The 20,254-nt window shown below is 36.0% G+C and carries 12 protein-coding genes; all 12 read right to left on the reverse strand.

All coding sequences use genetic code 11. The features are described from left to right. Window positions 1–5 precede the first annotated feature (5 nt). The 12 genes from AOM43_RS03375 to AOM43_RS03435 all read right to left on the reverse strand — a co-directional run bounded on the left by AOM43_RS03375 (window position 6) and on the right by AOM43_RS03435 (window position 20,208). Window positions 6–1,742: an ATP-binding cassette domain-containing protein gene (locus AOM43_RS03375; RefSeq protein ID WP_059359033.1), complete on the reverse strand. Its 1,737-nt coding sequence runs from the start codon at window positions 1,740–1,742 to the stop codon at window positions 6–8. Further along, a complete protein-coding gene (locus AOM43_RS03380; protein WP_059359036.1) occupies window positions 1,727–4,396 on the reverse strand; it encodes a lyase family protein in 2,670 nt (889 codons plus the stop codon). The genes AOM43_RS03375 and AOM43_RS03380 overlap by 16 nt, the downstream gene beginning before the upstream one ends. After that, a complete protein-coding gene (locus AOM43_RS03385; RefSeq protein ID WP_059359038.1) occupies window positions 4,389–5,405 on the reverse strand; it encodes a pyridoxal-phosphate dependent enzyme in 1,017 nt (338 codons plus the stop codon). Before AOM43_RS03385 ends, AOM43_RS03380 begins: the two co-directional genes overlap by 8 nt. 15 nt (window positions 5,406–5,420) lie before the next feature. Next, complete coding sequence (locus tag AOM43_RS03390; RefSeq protein ID WP_059359040.1) at window positions 5,421–6,269, reverse strand: GHMP family kinase ATP-binding protein; 849 nt, start codon at window positions 6,267–6,269, stop codon at window positions 5,421–5,423. A 5-nt stretch (window positions 6,270–6,274) separates the two neighbouring features. Beyond that, complete coding sequence (locus AOM43_RS03395) at window positions 6,275–9,751, reverse strand: amino acid adenylation domain-containing protein (RefSeq protein WP_161792752.1); 3,477 nt, start codon at window positions 9,749–9,751, stop codon at window positions 6,275–6,277. 387 nt (window positions 9,752–10,138) lie between these two features. After that, window positions 10,139–14,182 (reverse strand): PEP/pyruvate-binding domain-containing protein, encoded by a 4,044-nt coding sequence (locus AOM43_RS03405; RefSeq protein WP_059359048.1) that lies wholly within the window; start codon window positions 14,180–14,182, stop codon window positions 10,139–10,141. A gap of 33 nt (window positions 14,183–14,215) precedes the next feature. Continuing rightward, on the reverse strand, window positions 14,216–14,650 hold the full coding sequence (locus AOM43_RS03410; RefSeq protein WP_006340979.1) for a YbhB/YbcL family Raf kinase inhibitor-like protein: 435 nt from the start codon (window positions 14,648–14,650) through the stop codon (window positions 14,216–14,218). A gap of 19 nt (window positions 14,651–14,669) precedes the next feature. Beyond that, window positions 14,670–15,083, reverse strand: a complete 414-nt coding sequence (locus AOM43_RS03415; protein WP_006340980.1) for a hypothetical protein — start codon at window positions 15,081–15,083, stop codon at window positions 14,670–14,672. A 9-nt stretch (window positions 15,084–15,092) separates the two neighbouring features. Then, on the reverse strand, window positions 15,093–17,873 hold the full coding sequence (locus AOM43_RS03420; protein WP_059359050.1) for a hybrid sensor histidine kinase/response regulator: 2,781 nt from the start codon (window positions 17,871–17,873) through the stop codon (window positions 15,093–15,095). Then, window positions 17,870–18,484 (reverse strand): chemotaxis protein CheW, encoded by a 615-nt coding sequence (locus AOM43_RS03425; RefSeq protein ID WP_006340982.1) that lies wholly within the window; start codon window positions 18,482–18,484, stop codon window positions 17,870–17,872. The genes AOM43_RS03420 and AOM43_RS03425 overlap by 4 nt, the downstream gene beginning before the upstream one ends. A gap of 23 nt (window positions 18,485–18,507) precedes the next feature. Then, a complete protein-coding gene (locus AOM43_RS03430) occupies window positions 18,508–19,743 on the reverse strand; it encodes a CheR family methyltransferase (RefSeq protein ID WP_226987375.1) in 1,236 nt (411 codons plus the stop codon). 27 nt (window positions 19,744–19,770) lie between these two features. After that, a complete protein-coding gene (locus tag AOM43_RS03435; protein ID WP_059359054.1) occupies window positions 19,771–20,208 on the reverse strand; it encodes a chemotaxis protein CheW in 438 nt (145 codons plus the stop codon). Window positions 20,209–20,254 lie beyond the last annotated feature (46 nt).

Below are 20,254 nucleotides of genomic sequence, written 5' to 3' on the forward strand. Positions count from 1 at the left end.
TAAATTTAAACTAATTCAACCTTTTTCACTTGAATATCCCACATTTTTTTATAAACCCCATCTAGAGCAAGGAGAGTTTGATGATTACCATGCTCTACTAGGTGTCCTTCGTTTAACACAAATATCTTATCGCAATGCATGACGTGAGAGAACTTATGAGCAATAATAATAGTCGTTTTATCTCTGCAAAAGTGATCAAGATATTCTAATATTCTAGCTTCCGAATGAGAATCTAAAGAAGAAGTGACTTCGTCAAGAATAACTATCTCCGGATTTTTTAAAGCAAGGCGAGCAGCCCCAATGCTTTGTTTTTGTCCCCCCGAGAGTGAAATCCCTTGCTGTCCTATTACTGTATTATAGCCTTGAGAAGTTTGGCTAATAAATGATTCTAAGGAGAGCAATTGCGCAACACTTTTCACTTGCTCTTCTGATGCATCCGGTTTGCCATAAGAAAGATTATAGAGGAAGGTGTCATTAAATATATTTGTATTCTGTGGAATAATGCCTATATGTTTTTTCAAATCATTAACATCGATCGAGGAAATCTCTTTTCCATCGATTAAAACTTTTCCTTTCATCGGATCGCATAGTTTTAATAATAATTTTGCAATGGTTGTTTTTCCACTTCCTACCGGTCCTACAAAGCCAATTTTTTCTCCTTTATGAATTTTGAATGAAATATTTTTTAAAATTTCAGTATCTTTATAACTAAAACTCAAATTTTTAAATTCTATCGTTTCACAAAAATGCTTTAATGACTGAGAAGCTTTAGGGGGTCTTTGCACATCAAAAATGCTTAGTATAAGTTTTAAATCATTTCCTCCGCGAAAAATATTTCTAAATACTATTGCCAAAAAGCTGAGAGGATTAAAAAATTGAATCAAATATGTGTTAATTAGAACGAAATCACCTAGATTCATTTTTTTATCAACTATATTTACGGCTGTTGAAATTGTTATAATAAAAAATCCTATGCCCAAAATTAAAAACTGAAAAATTCTTACTTTTTCTAAAAAAACTAAACTAGTAATTTCTGCCTTTTCCCTATTTTCTAAATGCTTTTTGTAATTATCTTGCTCAAGCTTTTCATTTCCGAAATATTTAACAGCCTCAAAATTCATGAGACTATCCGCTAGTTTTGCATTAACATCACCATCATAACTCTGACTTCTCTTATGAAATAAGACCGCCTTTTTTGCAGACATAACAGTGTAAACCATAAAGACCGTAAAAGTAGTTAAAAGGATAAAACCACAAAAGTAGAAGTTGTAAATTAATAAAATGCATACGGCACCGATAATTTCAATAAACGGTGGAATTGTGAAGAAAAAAAATCCCCACAGCATATTTGGTAAGGCAATTTGTGCTTTTTTTAATTTGGCTATTAACTCGCCCGTTTGGGCACTTGAATGGTATTCATAAGAAAGGGCTTGTAAATGTTCCATGGTTTGAAGGCTTAGCCTTGAAATTAATCGTTCTGACACAGGAATCATTAAAATTTCCCTTGTAGTCAAACATAGTTGGCAAGCGATCCAGATCATTGCATAAATAAAGCTCACCGATAACATTTCATATGAAGAAAATTCTCCATAAGCCAGCTTCACAATATTTTTTGCCTGTATCGGGAGATAAATATTTAACCCGCAGGCAATCAAAACGAATAAACACGACAAAAAGAAATAGATTCGTAATTTTGTTTCTTCTATTCGTAAAAATTCAAATTTTTTTATTGAAAATTGCATGTAGTTAATGTCTTTTTAATTTCATTTTCGAATGTTATTTTTGCCATATTCCATTTATCTTCCGCATCTTTAATCAGACTCAAAAAAATATTTAAGTTTTTTAAAGAAATTGCTATTTGTTTCCTTATGGAACTCGATGAAGGACCTCCCCCATAACAAAGGTGTTTGGAAATGTCATGCAAATAATCAAACTCGTTATGAAGGATGTTTGTTATATTCTGAAAAGGGTCTTCGTTATGTTCATAAGACTTACGTATGATATCCCCAATTTTTATATGAGCTTCTCGAAAAGAAATAGAATCTTGCTTCATAAGCTGATTTGCAATAAAATTTGCAATCGTTAACCCCTTCTTCGATGCAGCAACCATATTAGATGCGATAGGCAAAGCATGGTTAATAACTAAAATTAGCAAATCTAAAATGTCTAAACATTCAGCCGTCATTTCTTCAATTGCATCATAAGCGGCAGACGAAACTTCGATTGAATTGCCTATTGGCACCTTATGCATTTTGATAAATGTACCAAACAAATTATTTATGACATTTGCGGTTTTGCTTTTTATTATTTCTAAAATATAGGGATTTTTTTTTTGAGGCATCATAGAAGATGAACCACAAAGACTATCCGGAAATTCAAAGAACTGGAATTCTTGTGTTGTCCATAGTTGATAATCTTGTGCAATGCGACTTATCGTGGTACACAAAGTAGCTAAAATAGATTTATAACGAAGAGCAAAATCTCTATTGGCAATAGCATCTAAAGCATTAGGAAAGGTAGATTCAAAACCAAGGATTTCTGCCACATAATCTGGAGATATAGGAATATCAGTTCCACAGCCCGCTCCAGCACCCAAAGGCGAAGTATTCAAGTATTTTTGAATACCGACTAAATCATCAACAATCCTTTGAATGGGTGCATTTATGGCTAAAAGATAAAATGAATAATTTCCGGGAGCAGCTGGTTGATGCTGACTGTAAATTGGAAGAGGAATCTTTTCTGATAATTGTGCCTGGTTTAATAAAATTTGGCTTAGCTCTAAAATTTTATGAAATATTTCAGAATAGGAATCTCTGCATGATAAATAAAATAAGGTTGCATTAATGTCATTTCTAGATCTTGCTAAATGGTTATTCCCAACTAAGCCTATCCCAAGTTGATTTTTTAGATGCTTTTCATAAGCATAATAAGTTCCTCTAGAAAAATCTAAACTTTCAAAATGATCTTTCAAATTTTTTTTAAAATTCTGTATGACCAAAATAATTTTGTCAATTTGTGCAGAGTCTATGAGTTTATTTCTTGCCAGCATAAGAACATGCGCAAGATCAATTGATGCTATTCTATCTAATTCTTTTAGCCATTTTTCTTTATTTATTGGTGATCTGAGAATTTTTTTTATTAAGGGATGAGGCTCTTCACCTAATCTTCCCTCTATGTTATTAATATCAATAAAGAAATGCTGAATAGCATGATCTGCGGATTTTTTTGATTCATTTGTATTCGAAGATTTTGTAATCAGATAGCCAATACGATCTCTATAATCATGGTTGATCGTAATTAAATCACCAATATTTTTTGTAAAACAAACTTCTTGAACGTTACTGCATTTTTTTAACACTTCTTCATTCGTAAGATTTACTATTTTACCTTCATCTTTCACAACAAAAAATCTTATAGAGGCACCTTCGTATTTTAGATTTGGAAAATTAACTTCTTGATTTGCAAATAATTTGATAATATGCTCATAAATATCAAATTGGCACGCATAAGTAATCAGCTGAGGAATCATTCCTCCAGCTAACCTTGGATTTACTTCTATCAATACAACTTGAGTTCCAGTTAGTTTAAATTCTATATGAGCAGGTCCAAAACTAAAATTTAATAGCTTCAAGACAGCTTTAATTGTGTTCCAAATATTCTCTTCAACGTCTCTTTCAAATGGAGCTGGAAAATCGTGACCCACTTCAATAAAATATTCATCATCAGACGTATGTTTAGCTGTTAGTCCTAATTCAAAATATTTATCTTTATAAACAAAAATTTCTGCAGAATATTCGGGTCCTTCAACATAAGGTTGGACTAATATGCCAGTGGAAAATGATGTTCCATTTTCTTTGCCATCAAGCTTTAGTAATTTTAAAGCATGCTCCTGTACTTCTTGAAAATTTACACACTTTTTTACTCCCACACTTCCGGATCCTGAAACAGGCTTTAAAATCACAGGAAAATTCAATTCATTGACTTTTTCATAAAGAATTTTTAAATCATCAATAAATAATGATTTAGGAGTTAAAAACGAACTCTCACTTATTTTTTGGCTAAATTTGTTCTTATTTCGACAAAACTCAATGGCTAAAGGGTTATTTCCAGGAAGCCCCAAATTATCAGCAACGTATGCAGTAACTTCCATGTAGTATTCTGAGGTAGAAAAAACCCCAACTAAATTATCAATTTTTTTTAAAAAATCAAAAACAACGTCTTTATCTTTTGTATCTATGTGAATAACATCTACACCTACTTCTTTTAAAAAAAAATATTTAGTTGGGTCACTCGTTAAAAAAACAATCTCCAATCCCATTTCTATAGCTTTATTCAAAAATAACTGTCCCGTTCCAGTTGTATTACTCTCAATAAATCCAAATTTTTTCTTATGCATTCAAAACCTTTTGCAATAGCCTTCTGTTCCATTCGATATAATTCCAATCTAATGACGACGAATCAATCTCCGATACTTTTTCAATTTTTATAGGCTCGATTTTTTTAAAGTCGCATCCTGATTTTTTTATCCATTCATCATCGTATACATTTGAGGAATAGCGGTATCCCATATCTGCGGAGATAAAAACAATTTTCTTTTTTTCTTGTTGCTGAGATACCCATTTTGCAACTTGGTAACAGGCACCTGTAGTTGGCCCGGCATAAAGAGCTGAACGAGAATATAAATCTCTTGTTGCATGAAACGCCTGTGCAGCAGAAATCCAGTGAATTTGGTCAAAAAGCTGATGCAACAGATTTTTAGGCATAATGGAATTCCCTAATCCGCGTAGAATGCGATGATTATTCTTAAGCCCAAAAAGAGTGCTACCAAATGTGTCAACTCCGATTAAAGAAATAGATGGATTGTATTTTCTTAGCTGCATGATTGTACCACATGAGGAGCTACCAGAGCCCACAGAAGCGACCAAAGTGATATCTTCCCCCAAACTTTCTATAATATAATCTCCAAAGCTAGCGTAGGCTTTTAAATGATCTGGGTTATCATATTGTTGAGGCCAAAAAAAAGTAGGATTTTTTGAAAGGTGATCATTCAAAGTTTTAAGCCTTGCAACTTGGTGTCCATTGATAGCATCTGATACAATTTCTACTTTTCCACCCAAATATTCAAGCTGCCGAATTAAACTTTTGTCCATTACAGGATCACTAATGATATGAAAAGGAAAATGATTTTCGGCGCATATAATAGCAAGTCCCAAAGCATAAGTTCCGCTGGACGTTTCAATAATGGTTGACCCCTTTTGAAGAGACCCATCGCGAATAGCTTTTTCAATAACATATTTAGCCGGCAACAATTTCATTAACGAAAATGATGCTAAAATTAAATTTTCTTCAATCTCTATCAAATTGGGTAAACATATCGAATCAGAATATCGTTTAGTTATTTTCAAAGCGCTCACCTTTAATTAAAGATCATATATTTCATAATTGTAACCCATACTGCAAACAACATTAGCTAGTTCTCTTATTTTTTTTATAAACATGGGATGTCTTTTATCGACCAAAAAGCCAATATAAGTTCCACTGTGAGCAACAACAACCCCTGGCAAGCTTAATTTTGCAGAAATTTCATTAAATTCTTTAAATAGCTTTTTAGGATTAAACTGTTGATTAAGCCCCCCACTTTGAGTAGCTACATGGCCAATAATAGATATGTCATTTTTAACTACGGCTTTTTCTATGACTGCATGCAAATAGTCATAAGTTTCTTTGATTTTTTTGCCATAAGTTCGTGAAACTCTATTATATTCTAGAGTATCAATTGCACCCCCTTCATCAACCCCTAAAATAACCGCATCTTTTAATTTGCCAAGGACTTTATTCAACTTGACTTGTTTATAATAGTAGGAGACTATTCCCGGATACATTACCCCATCAGTTGGTTCAATCCCTCTGATTGCATCTTCAATATCAAGAGAGTTCAGGTTTAAAGTGTAAGCATTGCTTAATACTTTAGCCACAGCAACCAAATCAGCTGAAGAACTTCCTAATCCCTTACCAACAGGAAAATGAGTTTCTACTGAAACAGCTCCTCCCTTTTTTAATTGATATTTTTCGCAAATTTTATCGACCATCATTTGGCATTTATTTTTATCTGGATTTGACACCTCAATTTTTTTGAGTGAATCGTCAAAAACAAAACTCGCTATGGAATATATCTTAACTGGTGAGGTGATTAAGAAAGGTTGATCGTCACATCCAACTCCTTGCAAAAACTCACCAAATACACCATTTGAATTAGCTTCAAAAATCATAAACTTTAATCCATTTTACTATAGCTTTCAATTTGCAAAGAAAGTTCTTTAATAGTTGGATACTGAAACAAAAAAGTCGAAGGCATATCAATTCCAAATTCTTTCCGAATTTGTGCCATTATTTTCATTCCTTGCAGGGAATGCCCACCGATTTTGAAAAAATGATCTTGAATTCCAATTTTAGGTAAATTTAGCGTAGTAGACCATAAATCAACCAGATAGTTCTCTAAAATTGTTTCTGGATGACAATATTGGTTTGTGCGTATATGTTCATGACTAGGCTTGGGAAAATTTTTCTTATCTAATTTCCCATTAAATAAAAGCGGAAACTGCTGAAGAAAGACTACATCATTTGGAATCATATACTCAGGCAACATATGACTTAATTCATTTTTTAGAAATTTTACAAATTCTGAAAACTTTTCTTCATCATAAGTATGATGATTGTATAAAATTAAATAGGCAATTAACCTTTTCTGACCAACGAGATCCTCTCTAATAATGGCTACAGCTTGTGCAACTTCCTTCAAAGTTAATAAAGCACCTTCAATTTCGCCAATTTCAATACGATGTCCACGGAGCTTAACTTGGCTATCCTTTCTTCCTAAGTAATCTAAGACGCCATCATGCTGAAAAACTCCCATATCTCCTGTTCTATAAAATCTCCTACTAGGAGAAGGTAAAAAGGGATCAGGTAAAAAAGATGCCGCTGTTTTAGCTGGATCATTTAAATACCCCCTGCCCACACCATCGCCACCTATGTAAATCTCACCCTTACAACCTATGGGCAAAGGGTCCATAAATTTATCCAAAACATATAGCTGTGAATTCATGACAGTACCACTTACAGGCATAATATCAGGATGTGTATGATAATTTTCCTTTGTCAGGATAAAGTGTGTTGCATCATCAGAAACTTCAGTTGCTCCGTAACCATTCATAATATTGACATTTGGATATATTTTGAACCAACGCTTACATATATGCTGATTAAGCCCTTCTCCAGTTAAAAAAAGCCATTTTACACATTGAAAGGCCTGTTCTCTACCATTTTCAAGTTCGTCTAAAATAACCATCATATGGCTAGGAACTAATTGTAAAATTTGAGGTGAATGCCTTTCCACAGAATTGACAAGAAATTCAGGTTCACACGCGTCCTGTCCAACAAAAACACTTACCGTTCCACCTACAAATAAAGGAGTGATAAATTGCCAAATGGATATATCAAAACTTTGAGTTGCCGTTTGAGCGATCTTATTATTTTTTGATACGCACAAATCCCGTATCTTTGCATAAGAATGATTTAGCATCCCTTGATGCTCAATAACAGCCCCTTTAGGATTGCCTGTGGAACCCGATGTGTAAATGATAAAAGCTACATGATTTCCACATGCAGGATATGTTTCAGGAAACGTTTCCGTTTCTTCAAATAAACATTCAACATTAATAACATTTGCCAGTTTCCCACAATCTTCAAGGGCTTTTTTGCTAAATTTTTCATCTGTAATAACCACTTTGGCTTTAGAGTCAAGCAGTATAGTTTCAACGCGTGCTTGTGGCAGGCCTGTATCGATAGGCAAATAAATAGCATTAATTTGCCAAATGCCTAGCAAAACCATCCAGTAATTCATATCTCTAGTCATAAATACCGCGATAACATCTTGTTGACCGACTTCCAGCTTGAGCAAGTTAGCTCCAATCTTTTTTGAGATTTCCCACAACTCTCCGTAGGTGACATGATGCTCACTATTTTCCATTGCAATGCAGTCAAAGTACTTACCGACATTATTTTTGAAAACATCCATGAATGGCTTATCCTTAGGGTATTCCATTTCAGTTTGATTCCACTTCTTTACCATCAAATCACTTTCTTCGTTCATTAATAAACAAATTTGTGAAATTTTCATTTCTTTCGCAAAAGCGTTTTTGCTAAATTCTAAGAAACGTTGTAACAGCAGTCTGAATGGGACGTTTTCTTTTTCGCTTTGAAAGCGATGAGAAGACCAAAATAAAGTCATACTGAGAGTCTGAGGATTAAGAGATATAATGACAGGAAAAGCCTTCTGAACAATATCAAGTACTTTTTCGCCAATAAAAAGGATTATGGGTGTGTGCAGGTCTAGATGAATTCCGTAATTTCTTTGAACAATATCTTTTGACAACGATAAAATTTCATTGGCAAAATCATTTTTTATCAAAGATTTGACTTCTGCAATAGTCATATCTGGATTAAGCGGATAAAAAAAAGGAATCCCAGAAAAAACGTAGGATTCGATTTCATCTGTTAATCCAAGAGTTTCTTGATTAAGAATATTTAGGGTGAATTCCTCATAGTTGTTTAACTTAAAAAGATAGACATAAAGTAAAGCAACAACTTTTTCTACAAATTCATCTTTGAAAAAATCTAATGAAATACTCATTTGATGATAATTAGAATTGTTTGAATTGTGTTTACCACTATCCAAAAAAGGAATATCTAAAGATTTTTTTTCGAGAAAATTGCGGCATAAATTGCTTTCAGAGCTTCTGATCACATTTAAATTTTTAAAACTTGATTTCTGTTCACCTAATTTATTCCCAATGTGAATTTGATGTTTTTCGCATAAATTTTTCAGATTACATTCTTTATTGTCAAAATCTACGATGTGACTAATCTGTACATTTTTATCTCTTGTCGAAACAATTAATCCGCCTTCAATTATTTCCAAGAGTCTTCCAGACCCAACGGTCGAATGAGCAAGACAACTCTTTATTTCTTTAACAATAAATAAAGAATTCCCAAGGACAATTTTGGGCACATGAAACGGATTTTGATAATCTCCATAATTGCAAGCTCTAAAAAGATCCAAAATCTGCTCTGACGTACTATCAAAATCGATTATTCCATGATTCAAAAAATGCTGAGGAATAGCATTGTCGTTCTTATGAAAGGAGGGCTCTCCACTACAATTCATCGTATAATCTTTTATCAATTCTATATATTGAATCATTTCCATGAATGACTCTAAGGCAATCTCAAGACCTTTCATAGATAGTGTTAAAGCCGAATCTTCTTTCTCAACAGAGTATTTTTTTTGAAAAATAATCTTTCCGGCATACAAATCCCCCTCACAAGTATGCCAAGTAATCCCGCTTTTTTTTTCAGAGTTTAAAATTACCAAAGAAGGAGCATACATATGTGGATAATTTGGTAATAAAGAATTTTGACAGTGTATGCGAAGAAACGGCATGCTATAAAAAACTTGAGGAATGTAAACAACGGGATTTAGCAAAAGCACGCAGCTTGCAAAAGATAAATCATTTAAATAATCTAAGTATTTTTTATACTGCGAAAAATACGGAATAGCATTTTCATGAGCAATTTGAGCAATTTGAGTATCACTTGAATAAATGCATGAAATACGACGTTTTTGGCTTAAAAGTTGTTTTAGGCATTGAAGGCAAAAATTGCCATTTCCAACCATACTGTAGACTCGTTCCATATTTCTTCTCATATTATTGGGTAAATCCGGATGTTTTAAAACAAAAATAAAAAATTTTCCTCTTTCTAAAGCAAAAGGTATATTTTTATTTTTTTTTATATTTATCGTCCATTTCAAATTCACAAAATTTAAACTTTTTTTGTGTATGTAAAAGATAATTGGCTAGTAAATCGACTCTACGAAGAATATGAAGCTATTTTGGATGCTTCTTGCCATGCTTGGAATTGGTTTGTTGATCTACGCGGAAAAAATCCACCAGCTTTGTTCAAGATCGTGGGCTGTTTTGTGATTTTAATTTTGGGGAATGGCATTACTTGCCAATTGCAGCTTAAAAAAACCAACGTTCAGATTAACAAGAATTAGAAAAATTATATTTGTCCTTAAATTTTAAATGGGAAGCAAGCGTACGCCAAAAGGATTCACAACTTTTTGGACACGACCTCTCGAAACGCGGATTTTTAAAGATCCGAAAGGCTCAGCCAGAGATTCCGGAGGAGAAGATTTAATAACTGTCGCAGCAATCCAGTGAGCAGTGTGAGGCAATTTGACAAGAATCCGCCTTTCTTTTTTTATGCCATGCATATCTAGAATTTCAGTCGATTGCAGAGCAATTTCTTTTGAAACAGGATAGCCGTCCACAATTTTATCCTTTGAACCTTCTTCCAAAATCTTTAGTATGGCCGATGGGAATGCTAAATGTTTGCTATGGATATTTAGATCAACAATCGTTTCATCTTGGTGATGAGAGATAAGGAATTTCGCATAATCGAGTGCCTTGTTTTGATCATCTTGTTGCAAAAAATGCTGCAAAATAGACACATGAAGAGCTAAGTAAAAAATTTTTGTCTCTGCAGGATCTTTAGCAGTATATACAAGACGTTCACGCTGGCTGATCAATAAATCAATCGCATGTACGTCGTTCAAAATATCTTCTAAAGCCCATGCAGAAAATTCATTTAACCCAAAAAATCGATTTTCACTTCCGAATGCACAAAATTGGCGTGGATGTGTATGTAAAAAGTTTACTAAAGCAAAAAAGACCTTTGAAAATAAAGGAGAATCCTCTTTTTGAAAATGCAATCCTATGTGTGAGAGAATCGCCTGGCATTCTTTTTCCCATTTTTGAGCAAAACATCTTTGCATCAAAGCATGAAAATAAGGTGCCCCGGCTTTAAACCAATGTAAAGTATTCTCTTTGGAATCCCACAATGTTTTCCAAGTCTGCACATTGCCCTTGTCCAAATTTTCTAACTTGAGCGCTGTTAGCTTCTCCCGCTCTGCTAAAGTGTCTTCTAATGCCTTGACTAGAACATGAATAATTATTTTGAGTTTTTTTTCAGATTTTATTTCTTCCTCATGAAAACGCCATCTAAAAAGGAGCATTTTTAAACGCGCATCATATTCTGGATAGATTTCACATTTTAAGTTTTGCGCAATACTCTGCACACACACATTCTTCCCAATCGTTTCCATACGCCCCCCACGATTGTGTCCAATGATGCGTACTTCTACTTCCACTTGTTGGGTTAAAAGATGGTAAGTTACATCAATAATCGTGCTATGATTTTTAACGGGGATATTATACTTCAAGCTAAAGCATGGATAATGATACGACACCCCTACCCAGTTCGCATGAACAGGAACTTGAACTCCTGGTCTAATGAAACAATCCTGTTTGATACTAAGCAATGCGTGATGCAACGGATAAATTTCTGAAGGTAATTTTCCTTCCCAAAGAGGGATGCATGCAGTCATCTGTGCAATTAAAATGTTTTGGTGCATTAACGAACACAAATCTTCTAACGTCGCATGTGTGGGTAATTCTTGGCTTTTGAAGTAGGCGCTACTAATGACTAACGCATTGACGTTAAAACCTGTACTGGGCAGAAGTTGCTCTTCCCCATTAGAGGTAATCTGATTAAAGCTACGCTGAATGGCTTGAATGATGGTTTGTCGATAGTCTCCTGGTAATTTATCTCCAAATCCCTCAATTGACCGAATCCATTCTTCGATATTTGCCGATGGAATGTGCGTGACCCAAATTTTCATTAATTCTAAGAAAGGAATAAGCATTTCTCTGAAACGAAATACCTGAAGAGCTTTGTCATGATACATAGAGCTACTTTTCAGCTCTTTCATGGCAAGATCATACATTTCAATCGATTCTTGCAGGAATTTCAATAAGACAACACGTATTAGCCATTGATTGTCTGGAATGGAGAAGAATTGATAGGCAACGTCATTTAATTCAAGTAAGAGACTGATTTTGAATTCTCTCCAAAGTCTTTCATAATGCTCAGGTAGAGCCCACAGAGCTAATCTGTCTCTAAAGTTATTCCAATTTTGTCGAGCACTCGCAATCTGACGCATAGCTGGAAGGGAAATTTTAAATTGTGCTTCCAAGTGATTAAGAAGATCTTTGGAAGATTCTGCATACTTTTCCCTCCACGCATACGCAAAAGCTATATTAATCCACTCTTCATTAATTTGGTTTTCTTGAATTTCATGAATTAAATATTCCAGTTTTTTAAGCGTTTCGGATTCTAGAAATAACGGCTCGATAAAAGCTTTCCAAGCCATTTTGACTTGAGGAAGAACAGCGAATTTTTCCATTTGAAAAATTAAATATTGTTCTTGAAGAATTTCACGTCGCGAATCTGTTTCGACGATATCCACACTTCTTTTTTGAAAAAACAACGCCTCTAATCTTTTAAGAGCGTGTAAACGCTGTTTACGTGGAACCTCTCTTAAAAAATACATCTGAAGAATTTTATGGGCATGGCTTAACAGCACATCCATTCGTTTTTGAAGAATGGGCTTATCTTCAAGCGTTTGCATATCCCATGCCAACGTTCCCACAAGCTTCTGAACGGGTATATTCTCGGTGAGTCTATGGGCTTCTCTAAATAAAGTCTCTATCTCCTTATCCGTCAGGGCTTGCCGAAAATTCAGTTTTTTTAAGGTCGTCTCTAGTTCATACCGTGGAATGGATTCAATCGAAGGAATTGGGTGATAGGTCCAGCCTTCCTCTAAAACGCCCTTTTCGCTTAACCATTCCCACAATTGGGTTTTATCGCGATCTTGGCCATGTATGATAAATAATTTTCCCTGCTGAGGATCAATCAATGCAAATGCATCGGCACGATCTAGTTCTTCAGGAAGAACATCGATCCCGCACAAAACTTCAATACCTTGTTCACGTAATGAGCATGCGGCATGGGAAGTTGCAGCTGCAGAAAGTCTCGCAAAAATCGCTTTTGCGGTAGGCTTACTTTCTTGCAGATAATGGTTAAATCCTTTCTCCAAAGTAACATCTTGTAAAAGATCATAAGAACCTGTTAATAGGGTCACAGCTCCTTTCGAAGCAATAGTTTCACCTTGATAAACTGTAAAATCCCCTACACAAGCATGTAAATTCGACTCATTCACAAAGCTTGGACCTAGCTTTTTTGTTTCAATCAAAGGCCTGGCCTGAACCAAATAAAGCGTTTGATGAGAATACACCCATTCCACTTCCATCATTTTTTTGTAGAAAGCTTGAATTTTCCCGGCAATTTGATAAAAAGCAAAAAGTTGTTCGTGATTTAAAGTCGCACTTGTTCGCAATTCCCACGGATTATCAATTGTAACAAACTCTCCCGCTAAACTAGGAACCATCCTTTTCTTTTTAAAACGAATGATCGCATGCACATCGTCTGGATACACATAAAAGCTATCACAAGGCTGAATATTTTTGACTAGAGCTTCGTTATGACCATAAAGGGCCTGTATTTGAATAAGCTTTGGAGTATGTCCCAAAATTTCTTGGGTGTGCAAAATGCCAGATACAGGAATCCCTAAGCGACAATTTTTTTCATAAATTTCCCCAACCATTACCTGAACAAAGACTGATAAAAAAGGAGAAGAATAGGGATCATCCTCACCAAAAATGCGTAAACGCAAAGATTTTACAGAATGATAGGATGCAATCACTTTTCCAATGGCAGCTGAAATCGCTGCGATTTCTGGCAAAATGCCAGACTCAGAACGGTTTCCCCCTGCATTTGAAAAGGTTTCTCCATCCTCTCTTCCTGTACTCCGAACAACAAGCACCTGATTATTTTCGACTTCCTTACCGATAAATGCATCCAAAGCTGGTGATTCAAAAGGATGATTTGCAAACAAATGGATAAGGTTTTCTTGAATCTTCCATAACGACAATTGCGCATCCGGGCTAAACAGAATTCCTTCTTTCTGAATCTGCGTGAATATCGTCCAATCGTCCAAATATTCAGGGTAGTATTGCTGAATGTGCGCGAAAATTTCAGAATGCGCAAAGCAAATGAAGGGAGGAACGCGAACCTGAATATCTGGAATGGATAACAAATGGCATAATTCATTCAATTTAATAAGATTAGCAGCTTTGTGCCCAAAATTAGTTTCCGGAATCACTCTCAGATTCAATCCTTCATATATCGATGTTGATCAACGTTGGTATTTTCCAATTAAGACAGCTTTCGCAAGGATGTGACCTCCCATAGCATCCAATACACTTTTTTTGGAACTTCCTTTTGGTAAATTAAGCTTAATATCTAGCGCATAAACTTGGATGACATAGCGATGAGGATTTCCTGGTGGAGGGCAAGGTCCTCGATATTTATCGACTTGAAAACCATTTTTGCCTTCCATTGGAACATGGGCGCCTTCTTCCAAAAGCTGCGTCGTGGGAGGTAAATTCCAGACAATCCAATGGTCAAATACACCTTTAGGTGCATCTGGATCTTCAATAATCAAAGTTAAACTTTTAGCACCATCCGGAACATTGTGAAATTCGAGTGGTGGAGATAGGTCCTCTCCTTCACACGTGTATTTTTGGGGAATCTTCTGTTCATGCTCAAATGCAGGACTTGCAATTTCCATATATGACTCGATTTAAAAGTTATTCTTCAGGTTCGAGAGAATCCACTTTTTCTGCTCGAATTCCCCGTTTATGATCTTCCTTTAAATTTTTGATTAAATTTTGAAAATCTTCAATCGTATTCCAAAAAAGAGAGGCTTGTAAGGCTCCTGCTTTTTCTTGTGTAACTTTATCTTTAATCACATGAATTTCTGTCAAAAGTTTCTGTATAAGTTGTATTTCCTTTGCAAATTCGGAATGAGATTCAAGAGACTTAACATTGTAATCACGTAAGTTTCTCAGGTTCTTCAATACGGCATGCGTTTCTTTTAAATGATGAGAAAAATCATCTATCTCTTTTTTAGAAACAGGGGCTTTAGATGTAGAGATGATCTCTATGAAATCCTCAAGAGTTTTGGAAGCTTGACTCAAAACTTGATGAATAGAATTATCCATGGTTACACCTTATGGTTTTCCGATTAAATCTTCGACAGCATCAACAAGAGATTCTTCATGAAAACTCCCTTTTGATAAATAATAATTTGCACCCGCTTCCATTCCTAACAAACGATCTTCTTCTTTTTCCTTGTAGGAAACAATCATCACTGGAAGATTCTTTAGTTTTGGGTCGTTTTTAATGTGGCGCACAAGCTCAATTCCATTCATGCGAGGCATATCAACATCGGTCACAACCAGATGGTATTGCCCAATTCTGACCGCATTCCAACCATCCATTCCATTAATTGCAACGTCTACTTCATAACCTTTATTTTGCAAAAGCCTTTTTTCAACTTCTCGAACCGTAATCGAATCATCCACAACCAAAATGCGTTTTTTCAAATTTCGTTTTTCTCTTTCTGGTTTAGGACGCAATTTTTCAGGCTGACCTGCAGCTAAAACAGTGTCAATGGAACGCAACAGATCTTCCACGTCCAAAATCAGCAAAGGCGTGCCATCTTCCATTAAAGCTCCGGCACTTAGATCCATGATTTTGCCTAAGCGAACATCTAACTCTTGCACGACAAGTTCTCTTTCACCCAAAAAGGTATCGACAACTAACCCGTAATAGTTAGAAAGATTATTCAACAAAATAACAGAGTATACATCGGCTGTTTCTTTAGGGGCTTCAACATTTAAAATTTGATGGGCAGAGATTAAACCAATATTAACTCCTTCAAATTTAAAATACTGCCGATTTTCCATGGTCTCAATTGACTCTTTTGGCACTAGCAAAGCGGAATCAATCCTTGAAAGAGGAAATGCATATGGCTCCCCAGAAATCTCGACGAGGAGTGCGCGAATGACAGATAAAGTCAAGGGGAGCTGTAACTGAAAAGAGATCCCTTTTTTTGGTACAAAAGAGATTTGAAGTTTTCCTCCAACCTCGTGAATCATACTTTGAACAATGTTTAAACCAATTCCTCTTCCCGAAATTTCCGTTACACGCTTCGAAGTGGTGAATCCGGGTACAAACAAAAAATCGAGGATTTCTTTTTCCGTTAGTTTTCTCATCGCTTCTGGAGTAACCATTTTTTTGTTGATCAGAACCTGACGCAGTTCATCTAAATCAATTCCTTTTCCATCATCGCTGACCGTGATGATCAACATGCCGCCACGATGTTCCGCCTCCAATTTGATCCATCCCTCAGGAGGCTTCCCGGCTTTCATCCGTTCTTCGGGTGTAGAGATTCCATGATCGACAGCATTTCGAATTAAATGGCTAAGAGGCGATTCGAGTTTTTCCAAGATCTCACGATCGACAAGCGTATTTTTTCCGATGATTTGCAGGCGTACTTTCTTTTTTAGTTCGTGTGCAAGATCTCGTACCATACGCGGAAAGGCTTCAACACCATCAGCAAAGGGTCGCATACGACTCGCAATCACTTCGCGGTATAGGCGATCGGAGAGATTGGAATGACGTCTGATAAACATCTCCAATTCGGACAACCGCGCGGAAAGATTTTTAGTGTACTCTTTTTCTTTATTTTGAACTTCATTTAGATAATATTCAGCATGTTCTGTCAACGCATCTTTATCTAAACTATTGCGTAACTGTTCTAAATTCTCCCCAACTTTGCGTTGTCCTTGATTTAACTTTTGTAATTCTGAGCTGAAAGGCTGCAGCCAGTGTGATTCCACCAAGGTTTCGCCGGCCAGACCCATTAAACGATTTAAATTTTCGGCTGTAACTCTTAAAACCCGATCCCCTTCTCTCTCTGAAGCTGGCAATGTTTCATCCAATTTTTTGCTTAGCTTGTCATGAATCTTTGACTCTTCAGATGAAGAAGATGATTCTTCCTTTGTATAAGGGTTTGTCGACTCCGAACTTGTTAAAGGAATCTCTTCCACGTGCAAGAGATCAGCCACTTTCTTAATCAATTGTGTAATTTTTTGCTCTTGTTGAACCATTTTCAAGGAGAAGTTGGCAAAAGAGGTTTTGGACAAATCTGATAAAAAATCGACGACCTCTAAAAGGATATCGATGCTCCAAGCAGAGAGAATCATTTTCTTTTCTTTGGCAGCGACAAAACAATCTTCCATAGCGTGGGCCAATTGGACAATTCCATTCAATGAAACTACCCTTGCAGCTCCTTTAATGGAGTGAGCCGCCCGCATCAATGTATTTAAAATTTCTGTTGATTCGGCATGCTCTTCGAGAAAAACTAACCCCGTATTGAGCACTGTTGTTTGTACTTGTAATTCAGTCAAAAAAATTTCTAACATGGCTCGTTCAAGTACAAGCTCTTGCCCAACTTCTTGACTTACATTTCTTAACGGGGAAGGAGGCGAAAATTCTTTAACAATCGGCGTTGGTTGAGGCTCTTTTAAGGACTTTCTCGTAAAGCTTTGTGCGACTTGATGAGCCAATTCTTGAGCCTTTTTTTCCTCTGCTTTTAGCCAGGTTGACAACTGCGCTGACTCAATTTCACAAAATTTCTGCAAAAAATTTAATGTCTCATCCAAAACGGGATTGTCAATTAATGGCTCGTATTGATTGGATTCTTGTACATGCTTAAATAGAACTTCTAATGACTTCATCAATTGAAATAAAACATCTTGCTGAATCAGATTGGCTTCTGCTTTCAATTCATGTAAAATCGTGCCAGGCTTATAGGGAATGTCAAAGTCTTCTCTTTTTCCATCTTTAATCTGTTTGACATATTTTTGAATTTGACTTAATCGCCCTTTTAAGTCTTTTCTAAATAGCTCTAATACGGGGAGGTTCTTTTCCTCCGATGGATTCATAAAATACTCCTTTCAAGACTATGAAAAAGAAGATCCGAGTCAATATAAGCCACATTTTTATTCTGCCATTTAAACACACCTTGAAGATAATTAACATTAGAGCGCATGACTGTAACGGGCACATTTTCTAAAATGCGACGGTCGAAATGATGCACTCCAAAAACTTCGTCGACAGGAAAAACCCATCGCTTGTTAGCTTGTTCAATGGCCAGCATGCGGCTAGCAGGAAAAGCCTTAGATTCAATCGGTTCGTGGGTTAATTCAATGTTTAAAAAAACATGCATGTTAACACCCATCCAAAGCTGCCCACGAAAGTTGACCGTGCCTAAAAAAGCAGGGTATGTAACGTGTGGGATGGAGTGAAATGGTCGGCGGTTGGTCACTTCTACAAGTACGAATGTTGAAAGCGCAAGCCATTCATTTGAAAGGCGAAAAATCACTGCGGACTCTTCAGCGACGATTTTTTCTCTTTCTTTAGGTCTCATCAATAAGTCGGTCCATTCCTCAATATAGCTTTCCTCGGGAACTCTATCTAGCAATTTATTTGCAGATACCGCTCCACGCTGATGATCTAATCCTGGAAATCCAAATTCATCTAAAGATTCAACCATATTTCAATCCGATGAATAAAACGTTAGCCGTTTTTTTCTTTTAGTTTTTTCTCTATTTTTTCCGCTCGCTGATAAAGTAAAAAGGCATCATCTTTTTCTCCTTTTATCTCAAGGAGTAAAGCTAAATAGGTCAAGGCTTGGTAATGATTAGGATTGAGATAAATCGATTTGCGATAAAAAGCTTCAGCCTCATCATTATGTCCGATTGCCTGGTGAAGAACTCCAAGCAAATAATAAGCATCCGCGTTTGCACCATGGGTCTGAACAAAAAGCTGACATGTCTGCATAGCCTCATCAAGCTCACCTTTATCTGCATGTTGAAAAGCTTGTTTAAGAAGATCTTTTTCCACATGTCCATTATTTTGAACCATGGTCGCTAGGCCTTCTCTAAACTTAAAGCTATTTTTCGAAGAAAAAGAGGGTGTTTTTTTGGCTATCTTTGCTTCAATTTTTTGCGTAGATTTCTTTCTAAAAGCACAAACTCCTGGATCCGCTTCAGGCAAAAAACCGTGCGTACGAAGCAACTCTGTTTCAGCTGGAGCCACAATAAGAACACCGTTCTCTTTTAAAAGATGATCCATTAAAAAAATGACATTTTCTTGAGCCTTAGGATTTAAATAAATCAGCAGGTTGCGGCAAAAAATGACATCATACAATCTTTTTTTAAGAAATAAATCGGAGTTCACCAGATTATCGTGCATAAAGTGCACTTGAGCTTTTATCTGGTCATCAAGATGATACAGGTTATTTTTCAATTGAAAGTAGCGTTGTTGAAAAAAGAGGTCTTGCCCCCGAAAAGAGTTATTTTTGTACCTCCCCTGCAAGGCCTTTACGAGAGAGCGATTGCTAATATCAACGGCATCAATCCGAAAATCAGAGGGAAGCAATTGTTTATCAAAGAGAGCCATGGCAATGGAATAGGGCTCTTCTCCGGACGAGGCTGCCGCACTCAAAATGAGAATGGGGCTATTTCCTTCTTCACATTTTTTCTTAGCAAGATCGGCAACGTAATCAATTCCTTTCCTTTCTCGAAAAAACCATGTTTCTGAGTTTACAAATAATTCTATAAGCTCTTGAAATTCAGTAGGATTATTTGATAAAAAAGGATAATACTCCTCGACAGGAATGGAGAGAGTGGTCAATCTTTCTTGAATACTTTTCTCGAAAAAAGGAAAGCCAAAAAAAGAAAGTTCAATTCCGGTTTTCTCTTCAATGAGGGATTGAATTTTTTTATAAGTTTCAGCGTATGCTTGTTCCATAAACATCCGACTACCCGCTCGTTTTATTTAAAACAATACAGATTCCATCGACTCAAATAATTTGGGAACTTGCACCATACGAATCATGTCGCCGTAGTCATTCAGAACCTTACCTAAGAATGGAAGTTCTTCAATGAGAACCCCTGGATCAACAAAGTCTGATAACTCGCGATCAATTGTTTCCGTAACTTTTTCAGCAATAATTCCCATTGAATGCTGCTTTCCTTCCACCTGATCTGATAAAACAATAATTCGGGTATGCATACAAGCCTGAGAAGGCCTATTTTCGATAAGTTGGCAAAAATCGATAATGGGGATTGGGCTACCTCCAGAATTTAACAATCCGGCTACATAGGGAGGTGTATGAGGAAGCTCTTTTAGTTTTACATTCGGGACAACCTCTACAATGTATTGGCTATCGCAAACATATCTTTCGCGACCCACGTAAAAAAGAAGAAATAACATATAGAGCTCCTCAGACACAACCCTAAGCGACCATGAAATTGCTCAT

The sequence above is a fragment of the Parachlamydia acanthamoebae genome (assembly GCF_000875975.1).
Taxonomy (GTDB): Bacteria; Chlamydiota; Chlamydiia; order Chlamydiales; family Parachlamydiaceae; genus Parachlamydia; species Parachlamydia acanthamoebae.

Coding starts and splice junctions, on each gene's coding strand:
- AOM43_RS03375 (WP_059359033.1), bottom strand. CDS start 1,742: ATGCAATTTTCAATAAAAAAATTTGAATTTTTACGAATAGAAGAAACA.
- AOM43_RS03380 (WP_059359036.1), bottom strand. CDS start 4,396: ATGCATAAGAAAAAATTTGGATTTATTGAGAGTAATACAACTGGAACG.
- AOM43_RS03390 (WP_059359040.1), bottom strand. CDS start 6,269: ATGATTTTTGAAGCTAATTCAAATGGTGTATTTGGTGAGTTTTTGCAA.
- AOM43_RS03395 (WP_161792752.1), bottom strand. CDS start 9,751: ATGGAACGAGTCTACAGTATGGTTGGAAATGGCAATTTTTGCCTTCAA.
- AOM43_RS03410 (WP_006340979.1), bottom strand. CDS start 14,650: ATGGAAATTGCAAGTCCTGCATTTGAGCATGAACAGAAGATTCCCCAA.
- AOM43_RS03415 (WP_006340980.1), bottom strand. CDS start 15,083: ATGGATAATTCTATTCATCAAGTTTTGAGTCAAGCTTCCAAAACTCTT.
- AOM43_RS03420 (WP_059359050.1), bottom strand. CDS start 17,873: ATGAATCCATCGGAGGAAAAGAACCTCCCCGTATTAGAGCTATTTAGA.
- AOM43_RS03425 (WP_006340982.1), bottom strand. CDS start 18,484: ATGGTTGAATCTTTAGATGAATTTGGATTTCCAGGATTAGATCATCAG.
- AOM43_RS03430 (WP_226987375.1), bottom strand. CDS start 19,743: ATGGAACAAGCATACGCTGAAACTTATAAAAAAATTCAATCCCTCATT.
- AOM43_RS03435 (WP_059359054.1), bottom strand. CDS start 20,208: ATGTTATTTCTTCTTTTTTACGTGGGTCGCGAAAGATATGTTTGCGAT.